The sequence below is a fragment of the Photobacterium sagamiensis genome (assembly GCF_050337085.1).
In the GTDB taxonomy this organism is placed as follows: Bacteria; Pseudomonadota; Gammaproteobacteria; order Enterobacterales; family Vibrionaceae; genus Photobacterium; species Photobacterium sagamiensis.
The window spans coordinates 55,599-69,099 of sequence record NZ_JAKJSP010000030.1; the positions used below are offsets into that span (position 1 = coordinate 55,599).

Consider the following 13,501-nt stretch of genomic DNA (forward strand, 5'->3'; position numbering starts at 1 on the left):
TGTAATTAGATAATGTACGACAGCAGGAATGTTCCGCCAAGCGCGACGACAGAGGCGATAGCAGTGGCTGTTGTATAGTATTTGAATGTGTCATTAAGGCTTGCCCCTGAATACTGCTTAACCAGCCAGAACAGCGAATCAGTCACGATGGTGCAACCAATGGCGCCTGAGCCGATGGCTAGCGTGATGATCTCCGGGGATACCTCGGGATATAAAGCCAACATAGGAGAAACAATCGCGGTTGCGCCCATCATTGCAACGGTTGCCGAACCCACAGCGGCATGCATAACCAGAGCAACTAACCACGCTAACAGGATAGGGTGCATGTGCCATCCCGCAAGAATCGTCGCAAGCGCATCGCCTAAGCCACTGGCATTGAGAACGCCGTTAAAGGCACCACCAGCACCGATGATCAGCAGAATATTGGCAATCGATGAGAAACAGTCTTCGGTTTTGTCCAGTAGCTGCGTCATGCCCATGTTTTGTTTCAGGCCCAGCAGGTAGTAGGCATTAAGCGCGGCAATAAACATCGCGGTGATCGGATTACCGATAAATTCAATGAAAGTATAAAGGGGAGTTTCCGCTTCAAGGTTCAGTTCAGCGCCTGTTTTGAGCAGCATCAGCACGATTGGCAGTAAGATGGTAAACAGGGTGGCACCGAGAGAGGGTAAATCTTTCTCATCTCTTTCTTCGCCTGATGCAAGCTCTGCAGGTACCTCGGTGAATGGAAGGCGCTTGCCAACAATCTTAAGAAATAGCGGTCCGCCAATTAACGCGGTCGGCAAGCCAAGTATAAAACCGTACACAATGACAGTGCCGACATCCGCACCAAGGGCGTTAGTCACATATAAAGCGGCAGGGTGGGGAGGCATGATGCAGTGGACTGTCATCAGGGCTGTGCCCAATGGGATCGCCAGTTTAAGAAGTGATGTATTGGTTTTTTTTGCAATAGTGAAGGCCAGCGGGATCAGCAGTACCACACCGACTTCAACGAAGAGGGTAATACCGCATACCAGGCCGATCAGTACCATGATCACATCGGCAGAGACATAAGGTAAACGTTGCAGTGTCAAACCAATACGTTCTGCGGCCCCGGAGACTTCCATCATTTTACCCAGGATGGTTCCTAGCCCGATAACGACCGCGAGAAACCCGAGCGTACCGCCAACCCCGTTTTCGATAGCACTGATCATTTCGACGGGATTCATCCCCATGACACTGCCAACGAAAAAACTCGAGAGGAGTAATGCCAGGAACGGGTGAATTTTCAGTTTTACAATCGTGAACACAATTAATGCTATTGAGCTTATTAATGTGCCAAATATCCACATATCTGAGTACATGTCCTTGTCCTTGTTTGTATTATGAGCTGCTGTGTTGGCGCTCATTAAAACTTTCAGGCATCAGACTGACAAACGATCAATACTCAACTTTCAGATGAGCCAGATTGAACCAAAAGGGTGATTAAGTTCAAAATGCAGGGTTATGGAACGATCTGTTTCACATAAAATAGTATGAAACAATGATTAAATCATTAGATAGCCGTACTGTTATCATCCTCAATAATGACTTGTTGTTAACCTCATGTACGCAAAAAACATCCCATTAACAGGAAATACGCTGCTAAACGGGTACCAGTTATCAAAATTACATACGTTCGAGGTGGCAGCGCGTCATCTTTCATTCTCTATGGCAGCAGAAGAACTATCACTGAGCCCAAGTGCGATTAGCCATCGGGTGAACGGGCTTGAAAGTGAATTAGGGTTTAAGTTGTTCGACCGGTTTCACCGTAAAATAAAGCTGACCAGCGAAGGCGCGAGAATTTATACGGCGCTGCAATCGTCGTTGGCGCTGATCAATCAAGAGGTCGCAGAGATAAGAAACAATGAGATATCAGGCTCGTTGATCGTATATTCCCGCCCATCCATTGCTCAATGCTGGCTCGTTCCTAAGCTGGCGGATTTCCATCAGCTTTATCCATCCATAACCTTAGATATCCTCACCGGTAACGAAAATATCAACTTCAACAACTATAATATCGACCTGGCGATTTATTATGATAACAAGCCGCCGGAAGGATTGAACTGTGAACATTTGATGAGTGAGTCTATCGTTCCGGTATGCAGTCAAGAATACGCAGAAAAGCACAACTTATTTGATAACCCGTCGGGATTAGAGCAATGCACCCTGCTTCATGACAAGCAGGCATGGGATTATAAATCGGGTTCAGATGAGTGGCATTTCTGGTCTGAGTCGTTTGGCCTGAGCAATTTAGAGCTAAGTCGGGGGATGGGATTTGATCGTTCTGATTTATCGATCATCGCGGCCATCAACCATGCCGGTGTCGCGATGGGAAGAAACACCCTGGTCAATAAGCGTGTACAAAGCGGTGAGCTGGTTAAGCCTTTCCCGGAGCTGGAGGTAAATTGCCACCATAATTATTACGTTGTTACCCAAAACAAAGATCAAAACCCAAGGATCAAGGTATTTGTCGATTGGTTAAAGGAAATGTTATTAGAATCATAAAATATGCAGACCCAATTAATATCCGCTCCATTAATTATATCGCTGAATTAATAGGATAATTAATGGCTTTGGAACAAATGCTGTTTTAGTAGAAAGTATTTCCTGTCAACGATACGGTGGCCGTTGAACTCTGCATCTTGGGGTAGCTTGAGTATAAGGACTCTTTTATTCAAGCATTAGCTCCGGGCTCGCTTCATTTATTGCGGCCCTTAGCCTGTCAATGTAGTCGGAGGGGAAGCTCCAGATGGGGTACTCATGGCTTCGCAAGAGCCCCCGCTCCTCCGGGCGAAGATCGTACATTAAGGTCATAAGAATATCACTGCTTGCTCAGGGGCTTTTGCGAAAATAAGCATGCCCGTTTCCGCTCGCCGCTTTCTCTGCATCAGTGACGTCAATTAGGTTTATTTCATCATGCTCCCGCATAAACTTCGACACCCCCGGCTTTAGCCTCCGGCCCTTCCATACTTGACCCAACCGCTGTTGCGCGAACATCCAACTGGATAGGCCTAGTGCTTTATCATGCTCTGAAAGGTATATGCTGAGCTGTTGTGGGACATTCAAGAAACCGTCGTTGATAAGCGCACCGAAAATGCCTCGGTCAAAGTCACTGCCGACTAAAATCACATGGCCTAACCGTAACTGGTTAAGAATGGCTTCCCTGTCCATATGAGATCGCTGTAATGCTAATTGGGCGATGGCTGTAACAACCACTCGGGTTCCCGCACTGTAACCGACAATGTGAATTTGTTCCGCCTGGGTGGAAGCCGCTATATACTCAATAAGTTTACGTAAATTGTGAGCTGAGTAGCCGGTTGTTTCGACATCGGAAACATAGGCTAGGCGCTTTGGTGTCGAGGGCCAGGCATAGGCAATAAATACTCCGTCATAACCTAAGAAATGCCATAACTCGGTGGCTACCAGAGCCGGATTTTCAAAAATCACTTTATAACCGTGAACATAAATATAAACGTGTTTACGTTTAGATATCGATAGCTTTTCATTGATCGCCTGCACAAACTCTTCATCACCATCAAGCATTTCTGGAGGCAGTTCACCGGGAGCAACAAATAGCCACGGAATGGTCGTTTCCAAAATCCCAAATTCTGTCACCCCCGACACCCTCAGGGGATATTTTTCAGTACGGTTTTTGGCTAAGGAGAGCTTGCGCGCTTCTTCCCAGGTAAGCCCCTCGGTACCGAGTTCGATTCGTGCAGCCCCCAGACGTAAGACATGGCCGCGCTTATTTTGGTAATAGTCTTCTTTGTGTTCTTCGTCCGCAGGCTCACGGTCGGTTGCGTACAGAACGCCGCCATAAGGAAGGTTGTCTATGGGGTTATTATCAACGAACGGATCAACAGTGCCGTCATCATACACGTCCGGTGCTGGCATAAGATTGAATTGGTAGAGGCCGTCGCTCACACAAGCTGTCAGCAAAGATGCCATAAAGAAAAATAACCACTGACGCAATAAGAAACGATCGCAATTGCACACCTTTGACCATACCTTCATTCAGATGAGCTGAGCATTACTCACTCGTACATATTTTGACCATAGACTATTTTTGTAGGTAAACCTGACAATTATGTTGAAAGATAAACAGGCCCTCGTATTACTTATCAAAGTCTCGGGCTTTGAATATTGATTACATCTTAGGTGAGCAGAGGTGAACATCATCAATATTGCCAGTCGAATATAAATCAGATCATCATATTAAGAGTTATGCGATTGTCCTGACTGTTATTACTCATTGAAAATAATTGATTTTTTAAAAATCTGTTCAATCGTTAACCATTTTCTAAATAGAACCACTATTCACTCAAATGGCCGCCTTGACTAAAAGCCAATGAATTCTCGCTGAACTCTGCATCTTGAGGTGGTTTGGATATATAAGCAGAGCGATATTTTTTAGGCTATCAGAAACTGACTTATAAGTAGTATCAGTAATATTATTTATCGTGCGGTTATTAACAATATCCTTACTTTTAGCTACACGATGGCTTCAATATTTGTCAAAGCTTCATTCTTTTTTTATAAAAAAAGCTTTTAATTGATCGCAATCAAGCAAGGCTTTGATCGATAAATAATCAACCCGGATCCATCTATTACTTTCAGTACGAACCTTTTATTATTTGCGAAAGATATAATCTAGCCTCGAGCTATTAATTATTTGCATAATAAAGGGTTAATCCATGAAGAATTTCACATTATTTGGTGCTTTATGCACCGTTGCGCTTACAGGTTGCCAATCTGTCAATTACAACGCGCAACCCACTACATACGAATTAACTAATCAGAGTTCTACTCTAGTGCAAGGTACCGGTGTGGAATCTCAAGACATCGTCGCTATGACTGACAAGATGGCTCGAGACATGCTTTCTAACCCAACTCTAGCTGGCAAGCCTACTCCTCCGCGTGTAGTGGTCGACAGTGAGTATTTCAAAAATGAAAGCTCTACTCGCATCAATAAAAACATGATCACGGATCGACTGCGGATGAATTTAAACCGAGCAGCAGCGAGTCGAATGGCGTTTATCAACCGAGAAAATCTGGACATGATTAACGCTGAAAGAAAAATGAAGCGTGACGGGCAAGTGGATAAAGGCACTCTGAAAGCGGCGAGAAAAACCGCTGGGGCAGATTATCGCCTAGTCGGACGCATATCATCTCTCAACGCCGTAGACGTCAATACCAACGCTCGGTCTAGTTACCATCAGATCATGTTTGAAATGGTTGATTTGGAAGTCGGAACCATTGTGTGGAGCGGCATGTACGAGTTTAAAAAATCCACACAAGATGACGTTATCTACCGTTAATAATTAACCAGGGAATGGCTTATGAACAAGTTGATTTGTTTTCTGCTGGCCGCAGGTATTGCTACACCTGCAATGGCGACAGACTTTGCTACTGAAGGCAAAAAATATAACGATCTCGCTGGAACGAGTGTAAATGCAGTGCATATACTCAGCGCATCGTTACAAACTCAAAATAAACGGTTTTTTAGCGAAGATGAATCCGTGCTGTCTGTTGAATATCTTGGCTCACAACGCACAGCAGTAAAAACCTTAGAGGTTGTTGCCGTATTTCGAAACCGTACCAGCACCCCCGCGACGATAGAAGCGCGCACACTGTATTTGGGGGACGGGGGAATGCCGATTGATGATGAATCTGCATGGCAAAGAGTCTTTCTTGACGCTAACGGGTCTGGCACCTATCGAGAAACATCATTAAAAACTCGAGAAGTTAAACATTATCGGATAGAAGTTCGTGAGTCGCGCTAGCGCCTCACAATATATTTAAAGGTGCGCAATGAAACCAAAATTACAACGTACTGCTGTTGCTTTTTCACTGACAGCGGCAATAAGTGTGTGCTCAGCAGCCACGCCAGCAGTGGAAAACATACTCACAGAGCAAGCAGAGCTTGTTGACCAGCAATACAACAACCTTGAACCAGAAATGTTCGCCAGGAACCAAGTATTGTATTACATGGAGCGCGGAAAAATCGCATTCGATGCTGAAGATTTCGATCTCGCAGCCGAGCTATTTGACAAAGCCATTGTTGGTATCGAAAAGGTCTACAGTAAACATCCTGATGCCCAAAAAGCACGGCAACTGATGTACGAAGAGAAGCGTAAGCCGTTTAAGGGCGAGGCCTATGAAAGGGCAATGGTATTCTATTACCGTGGTTTATTAGATCTGATGAATCACGACTATGAAAATGCCCGGGCCAGTTTTGAAAGCGGTTTGTTACAAGACTCCATGGGTCAAAACCGAGACTTTCTGCAAGACTTTGCGACTTTAGAATACCTGTCTGGATGGGCTGGCCGATGTGCGGGATTCAACGATCTCTCAGAACAGTCATTTAAACGTGCACATCAGCTAAATCCGACACTTAAAACACCGCAGAAAAATAAGCGTACACTCATTATTGGTGAAAGCGGCATTGTACCCTTTAAGTACTACAGTGCTGACTTAGGTGGAGAGCTTCGTTATTGGCAACATCCTTTAGATAGCCTAACCATTGGCCAAATGCGTTATGGAAAAACAACTCTGCCCTACAGTGACGAGCTTTATTACCAGGCAAGAACAAGAGGCGCACGTATTGCTGATCAAATCGCCTATGCAAAAGCAAATACCAAGCAGATTGCGGCTGAGGCGGGTGGTACAACTCAAGACTTAGCAGGTATAGCGATGGGGATTGTTCAGGTCACTCAACTGATCCCTGGCCTTAACCTTATCTCTATGGGTCTGGTTGGCATTTCCAGTGCCGGGATTGCAGCAACAGCTGCGATTTCTGAATTTACCGATGCGATAGGGACCGGCGTCGATATTCGCCAATGGAAAATGCTACCCAATCGGCTCTATATCACGACCAGTGGAAACTCTGCGAAGAAGACCCTCCGCTATATCAATTTCGTTGATCAATACGACAACCGAATTGCAAAAAATACCACGGTATTAGCAGGCAAAGGTAAATGTCAGCTGGTGCGTTCCACTAACCTTGGTCTCAATACCATTCAACTCGGTAACTGGGATGCCGTTCAACTTAAATTAAGCGCTCGTAACTATCCGGTTTATGGCAATTCGAAGGTGTGGCAGGAGGTTGAAAATGACGCAGCTAAATAAATTATTGACTATCTTTATAGCGCTACTAACAAGCGTAATATTGACCGGTTGCGCACCACAAATAGATTGGTACGAAACCACCATTAATAATCCGCGTACCGAACTAGATACCAAGCTGGTAAAAGGAATGACTGAAAGTGAAGTGCATGCCAAGCTGGGTGTTCCGGAATTTCAGGCTAAGTTGACAAAACACCGGAAAATTGAACGCTATTATTCTGAACACTTGGAATTTGAGCAGCGTGAAATTGGCTCAAACTTTACAGAGCGTAAGTTATATCTCATCAACCTTTGGTATAAGAAAGGCAAATTAGTTGCCGTCACCAGACAGAAAGAACACTTTAAGAATATAAAAGGGCGAAGCAAACCGTTCGATAATCAATCATCAGAAGATTATTATTTGCATCACCCTTATGTGAGCCCTCATTATAATATGGGGCTTGAGTTCGATTATGCGAAAGCACAATCAGTCAAATTAGACTCGTCACTGCCAGAAATGCTATGGGTTTTAGGTGCACCCAATCGAATTGTAAATAGTGTCAACGGTGAAATCTTTGTTTATGAGTACGGTCGGTTTGACGTGGAAATAAACGCTGAAGCCAAGCAACAAACATACAACAGCTATGACTATAACAAAGCATTCTTTGTTGTACGTGAAGGCAAAGTTGTTAAGAAAGAAACTTACGCTGCCAGCGTAGACTTATCCCTGTATCCGGAACAAGATGAAGATCTCGCATCTGAACTTAGCAGCGCAATTTACTTGCAAACAAGATCTATTATAGACAGGGAGAATTGTTTAGAGCATACGCCTGGAGGCACAACGTGCGATCCGCTCTATCTAGATATAAGTGAGAACCACCCAGAGCTTAATAGACTTTACTATCACGTAGGTGATTTGGATTTCGGCGACCTAAAACAGCAAAAACTTCAAATTTACCAAAATATTTTAGCAAACATCGAAAAGAACGAATCCGATGAGGAGATTGATCTTCTCTACGTTTATCGCTCTGCCATACCTTCAAGTCTGATCCCAGGGAAAAGTACACTTGGCGATATTTTTGCCAGAAGTGACCTTAAGCCATATTACCAGCAGCTAAGTAGCCCCGCTGGTGACTTAGCAAAGACATGGCTCAATTTGGGACAACCAAACAAATGGTATTTCAACAGTCAGGGTAAGCTCATTGCAGGGATCAGTTTCTCACTAATATCGCCGGCATCCCCGTGGTATGCATTAGGTCCATATTCTATGTATTTATTCAGTCCGGGTCATGGTGCGGAGTGTACGATGTTTAGTGATAACTGCCTAAAATCAATAAGCGAAATTTACAAATATAACCTAGCCACTCCGGAGCTATAACGCGAATGTGCCACCTTATTGATTAAGAATTTTAACCATCATGCAGCGGCGAAAGGTTAAAAAGGTTAATCAAGGGGTGGCCTGTTTTACTTGACCATCACTTCACATGGATGCCTAAACAAGACCACTTGTAGGTAAAGTAAGCGTACTCCATGCTCACCTCAAACATCATTTGATCGGATTCAATATTAGGCTCTTTTTCTAACGACTGCCTTATTGTAAGGATTAAGCGTTAGTTCAAATAAATCTTTTGGATCTTCAAGCCAGGGTACCAAAGATATGGTCTCGCCGATATTAAATTTAGTCGCCAAATCATAAACATAACGTAAAACAGAAAGATCTTCTAAAGCAAAGCCTACCGAATCAAAAATAGTGATTTGCTGGTCTGAATCACGCCCTGCATCCAAGCCCGCGATGACACGCCAAATAGGATACACAGGATGTTCAGCAGCTAATTGTTGAATATCACCTTCAACCCGAGTTTGAGGTTCATGCTCAATAAATATTTTGCCAGCTTTAAGTACATCTATATGTAGTTCAGTCTTACCTGGGCAATCTCCGCCAACTCCATTGATATGCATACCAGCTTCAATCATATCAGGCGTTAAAATTGTGGCTTTGGTTTTATCTGCAGTAACAGTAGTCACAATATCGGACCCCAAAACACACTCTTTGGCTGATGAGGTTTGGATAACCTTAAGGTCAGGGTATAACCTTAAGTGGCGCGCTACTTTATCCATTGCTTTTTTATCAATATCAAAAATCCGCAGTTCATTAATACCAATAAGAGTATGAAATGCAACTGCTTGAAATTCACTTTGAGCACCGCAGCCTATAATTCCCATAATACGAGAGTTTGGCTTAGCAAGTGCTTTCGCAGCCATCGCAGAAGCAACTGCAGTGCGAAAAGCTGTCGATAAAGTAAGCTCCGACAGTAAACGAGGATATCCGGTAGATACATCAGACAACGCCCCAAAAGCCATTACAGTAGACAAGCCCAAGGCAGGGTTTGATGGGTGACCATTGACATATTTAAATCCGAAATTTAGATCATCAGCAACTGGCATTAGTTCAATTACCCCCACATTACTGTGGGCTGCGGTGCGGGCCGATTTATCGAATGCTAACCAGCGAGAAAAGTCTTGTTCCATACACACAAGCAAACCTCTCATGAACTCGGCTGAACCAGTTTTTTTAACCAATTCGCCAAGGGCATTTACATCTAAGAATAAGGTCATGATCTTCTCCGTAATCAAATGAGTAACAACGGGTTAAAATTTTAAATCGATAAGCATCTCAGTGCATAGTAGTATATTATTTTGGCATCATGATTGGTTTTTTGGGGGAGAGCACAAACTATGTGAAATTGATTTTTCCTACTCTGAAAATGACTGGCACTTCCGGTGCGCCTTCCTATAAAGAAGTGAACACTCAAATGCCTTCCCTCAAAGCATGATCCATACTGCTAGACTACTAATAACGCTATGCACGGTTAAAAGTCTGAAGGAAATATCGGGATGTCAAAACTGGCTGAGCAGTTTCAGCTACAACTCCTTTCTCTTGGAGTTCCCGCCGATTTCTCGGCCGTACCTGCGCACCAAACTATCCCAAGTGATGTATTGAATGAGATAGATCGTTTCATTGAGGTATTTGAACAGATCACTACTCGCCCGGCATGGCTGCAGACCACGCTTCGGGATGCACCGGAAATAGCGCAGTTACACCGCCGTGAAGTCTGCTTTTTCAGCGCCTGGGATTTACATCTGCCGCCGGAACAACCTGACCTGTGGCAGCTAATCGAATTTAATGATAACGGCTCGGGTTTCCTGTTCGCAGGGCTTCTCAACCATGTGTATTACGATCTATTTTTATCTGGGCATAATCGTACCGTTAGTCCGCCTCTCTCTTACACGCAACTTTGTTGCCAGATAAAAATCATGATCGCCGCCGAAACCAAAGCTTTTTTCGGCCAACAACCCGATGGTTTGCTGCTGATCCTTGATGATGCAGACTCCCTGCAAGCGGGGAAATTTCGTCACGAACATCAGTTACTGGCAAAGATAATCCAAGAACAAGGATGGCAAACCGCGATTGGCTCCCCTGAATTACTCGACTGGAACGGTGAGCAGCTTCATATTAATGGAAAGCCCGTCGTATTTATCATCAATCGCTCTACCGACTTTCTATGGCAAGATGAAATATTTACGCCATTGACCCACGCTTATCGGGCAGGACGTGTCTATGTGACTCCCAACCCCTTCAGCTACACTACCCGAAGCGACAAGCGGCTTTTGGAATACCTGTCCCGGCCTGATTGGGATGATAGACTCGGGATCCAACCTGATGAGCGGACAATATTAAATAGCCATATCCCACCGACCCACCTGCTCACCAAAGAAAACCTCAACCAGCTTGCAGCTCAGAAAGTTGACTTTGTTTTTAAACCCACGCATGGCCACGCGAGCCTTGGCGTACTCGATAGCCATGAAGTCGGAAGGCATCGTTTACAAAGGCTGCTGGCTAAGGGGCATAACTATGTTGCCCAGCAAGTTGCTGAAAAGTCGACGTTGTGGCTTGAGGAAAACCAGCTCTTGTGGACCGATTTACGAGTTTGGGCCTATCGAGGGAAACGCTTTCTGATCTCAGGACGCGCCTCCAACTGCAAAGAACGTCTCGATCTTCGGTCACCCGGAGGGTGGTTGCCTACATTTCAAGAGATTTAGCCTTATGATTATTGAATGGATTATAAACCTGAGCGGTCAATTTCATCCATGAACCAATCAACGGATAGCCGACTCCTGATCAGGCATTACAGGTAACCAAAATCATACCCCTGTAACATATGGAAAATCGACCTATCAAGTGTCATATACCGCACCAGATATCACGCCTGTTACATTGAGTTATGTGATGTTCAGCATGGATTCAATATTCCAGGCTTATGCTCATACCAATGGTTCAAAGCCGAACCACTGCTAATTATGTGTATTTATTATTTACTTTATTCTTTTAGCTGAGCAGGATGCTCAGCTTTTTTTTTGCCCGTAAAGTGAAAAAGGCCGCAAAATGCGACCTTAGACTCCACCATTGAAGATCAACGGTGATAGCGATAGTGACTATTAGCATCATCGACTACAGAGTCATAAGAGAAATCATAGCCACCGGTTATACCAACTTGCACCATAGCAAAGGAATTACCTTCAAAGGCTTTCAAGCGTAACTCCGTGGCACGCAGTGTTGATACTGACTCGTCACGATCACGTTGTGCGAATGACTCAACATTACGTACGGGCTCACCCAATGCTTGCTTACGAAGTTCAGTGGCACGTCGTGTTGATACTGAATCGTCACGGTCTACTGACAGCAGTGGACTAACTTTTACCTGATAACGAGTTTCACTTTCAAAGGCTTTCAGTCGAAGTTCTTTTGAATAGCGATCACCAATGTTGTCATCATGGTGATTATGTTGAGCAGCTGAAGCACCAAAAGACATCAGGCCCAATAGAGTTACTGTCAGTACAGAATTTTTCATGTTTATCTCCACTATCTTAATGATAAATATTTACGCAGTGTTGAAAACTTGTCATTCCCTCTCAGCAGTAATCCCTTTGCCTTCACGGTTAGACTTCGTTTCGATTTATATAAATAGTAAAGTGTGATGCACTTCAAAAAAAGCGGGAAAAATAGAACAAGTTAGTCAGAAAATTAGTTGATATCAAAGAGACGTCAATTGGCAGCTTTTAGTGATGTTCGGATGGGGGGAAGAACGTTTTTACGAACATCCATTCGGATATTCAGTAAGAAAGCAGTTAACCAGTGAGGTAAGATATCCCTTAACTCACTGGTATATGGTGTGAATTGGTACTAGTTCGCTTCGAGTTTAAACTTATGCACGATGGAAGAAAGCTGGGTATTGGCAGAATATTACCTGCCACAATGAATTGGTATCAGGTGATCTGGTGCCTCTATTTAGAAAAAATATACACATGCACCTATCACTTGAGTATTTTAAACAACACACCTCAGGCAGAATGTTTCTACAAATGGATACAGTCAGAAATATACAAAACTAAAGAAGCCTCGCGACTTATCTAGTGAGGGTGATATCTATCCTGACACAGGAGGGCTGTATCAGGATAAACCCATACAAATCACTCGACAAAACAATTAATTAAGCATCACTTATCAAGGTATTGAGATTTGAAAATTGATCATGTCATTAATGTATTTATAAAAGTCTGTTCACACGATAAATTTTGCTAAAAAAACACCTCCGCATGAAAGCGGAGGTTTTATATATAAGAGATAGGCCAGGATATCTTTCAGCTGTGGTTTATTTTACGGGAGTTATAATGAACAAAGGAATCGCTTAATATGTTTTTGCTTTGTTTTATTAGAAATTTCTCTAACTAAACGTTTTATATTTTCATTTGAATACATTTAAATCCCCGCTTGAAATAATAGCTAAACACAAACAAACCTAACATTATAGTGCAGTTACCAATGCTTGCTTACGTAGTTCAGTGGCATGCAGTGTTGATATTGATTCATCGCGGTCACGTTGTGTGAATGGCTCAATATTATGTACAGGTTCTCTTAATGCTTGCTTACGTAATTTAGTGGCATGCAGCGTTGATACTGGTTCGTCACGGTCTACTAACAGCTGTGGATTAACTTTTGCCTGATAACTAATTTCACCTTCAAAGGCTTTCAGGCGAAGTTCTTTCGAATAGCGATCACTGATGTTGTCATCATGGTGACTGTATTGAGCAGCTGAAGCACCAAAAGAGATTAGCCCCAATAGAGTTACTGTAAATACAGAAATTTTCATGTTTATCTCCACTATCTTAATGTTAAACATTCACGCAGTGTTGAAAACCTGTCATTCCCTATAGGAAGTAGTCCCTTTATCTTCTCGGTTCAGACTTCGTTTCGATATATAAATAGTAAACGGAGATTAACCGCAAAAAAAGACAGAAAATTAGAACTGGTTAGTCG

The 13,501-nt window shown here is 43.5% G+C and carries 11 protein-coding genes; 6 read left to right on the forward strand and 5 right to left on the reverse strand.

Annotation, left to right across the window (positions count from 1 at the left end; all coding sequences use genetic code 11):
* Positions 1-5 precede the first annotated feature (5 nt).
* On the reverse strand, positions 6-1,343 hold the full coding sequence (gene dsdX / locus L4D76_RS15505; RefSeq protein WP_428441801.1) for a D-serine transporter DsdX: 1,338 nt from the start codon (positions 1,341-1,343) through the stop codon (positions 6-8).
* 241 nt (positions 1,344-1,584) lie between these two features.
* Here dsdX and dsdC point away from each other — a divergent pair, with 241 nt between their 5' ends.
* A complete protein-coding gene (gene dsdC / locus L4D76_RS15510) occupies positions 1,585-2,526 on the forward strand; it encodes a DNA-binding transcriptional regulator DsdC (RefSeq protein WP_428441802.1) in 942 nt (313 codons plus the stop codon).
* 327 nt (positions 2,527-2,853) lie between these two features.
* On the opposite strand, the gene L4D76_RS15515 is transcribed toward dsdC, so the two are convergent.
* Complete coding sequence (locus tag L4D76_RS15515; protein ID WP_428441803.1) at positions 2,854-4,017, reverse strand: alpha/beta hydrolase; 1,164 nt, start codon at positions 4,015-4,017, stop codon at positions 2,854-2,856.
* 698 nt (positions 4,018-4,715) lie between these two features.
* Between L4D76_RS15515 and L4D76_RS15520 the strand changes: the two genes are divergently transcribed.
* Genes L4D76_RS15520 through L4D76_RS15535 form a run of 4 tightly spaced genes read left to right on the forward strand, consistent with a single transcriptional unit; the run spans position 4,716 to position 8,503 of the window.
* Positions 4,716-5,339, forward strand: a complete 624-nt coding sequence (locus L4D76_RS15520) for a CsgG/HfaB family protein (RefSeq protein WP_428441804.1) — start codon at positions 4,716-4,718, stop codon at positions 5,337-5,339.
* A 21-nt stretch (positions 5,340-5,360) separates the two neighbouring features.
* On the forward strand, positions 5,361-5,804 hold the full coding sequence (locus tag L4D76_RS15525; RefSeq protein ID WP_428441805.1) for a putative periplasmic lipoprotein: 444 nt from the start codon (positions 5,361-5,363) through the stop codon (positions 5,802-5,804).
* Positions 5,805-5,832: 28 nt separating this feature from the next.
* Positions 5,833-7,149, forward strand: a complete 1,317-nt coding sequence (locus L4D76_RS15530; RefSeq protein ID WP_428441806.1) for a COG3014 family protein — start codon at positions 5,833-5,835, stop codon at positions 7,147-7,149.
* A complete protein-coding gene (locus tag L4D76_RS15535; protein WP_428441807.1) occupies positions 7,133-8,503 on the forward strand; it encodes a hypothetical protein in 1,371 nt (456 codons plus the stop codon). Before L4D76_RS15530 ends, L4D76_RS15535 begins: the two co-directional genes overlap by 17 nt.
* Positions 8,504-8,691: 188 nt before the next feature.
* On the opposite strand, the gene ocd is transcribed toward L4D76_RS15535, so the two are convergent.
* Positions 8,692-9,741, reverse strand: a complete 1,050-nt coding sequence (gene ocd / locus L4D76_RS15540; RefSeq protein ID WP_428441808.1) for an ornithine cyclodeaminase — start codon at positions 9,739-9,741, stop codon at positions 8,692-8,694.
* Positions 9,742-10,020: 279 nt separating this feature from the next.
* Between ocd and L4D76_RS15545 the strand changes: the two genes are divergently transcribed.
* The gene (locus L4D76_RS15545; protein ID WP_428441809.1) at positions 10,021-11,226 is read left to right on the forward strand and encodes an ATP-grasp domain-containing protein; all 1,206 of its coding nucleotides are present in this window, start codon (positions 10,021-10,023) and stop codon (positions 11,224-11,226) included.
* A gap of 371 nt (positions 11,227-11,597) precedes the next feature.
* Here the strand turns inward: L4D76_RS15545 and L4D76_RS15550 are convergent, their stop codons facing one another.
* Positions 11,598-12,035 carry a hypothetical protein gene (locus L4D76_RS15550; RefSeq protein WP_428441810.1) on the reverse strand — a complete coding sequence of 146 codons (438 nt, stop codon included), beginning with the start codon at positions 12,033-12,035 and terminating at the stop codon, positions 11,598-11,600.
* Between the two features lie 954 nt (positions 12,036-12,989).
* Complete coding sequence (locus L4D76_RS15555) at positions 12,990-13,334, reverse strand: hypothetical protein (protein ID WP_428441811.1); 345 nt, start codon at positions 13,332-13,334, stop codon at positions 12,990-12,992.
* Positions 13,335-13,501 lie beyond the last annotated feature (167 nt).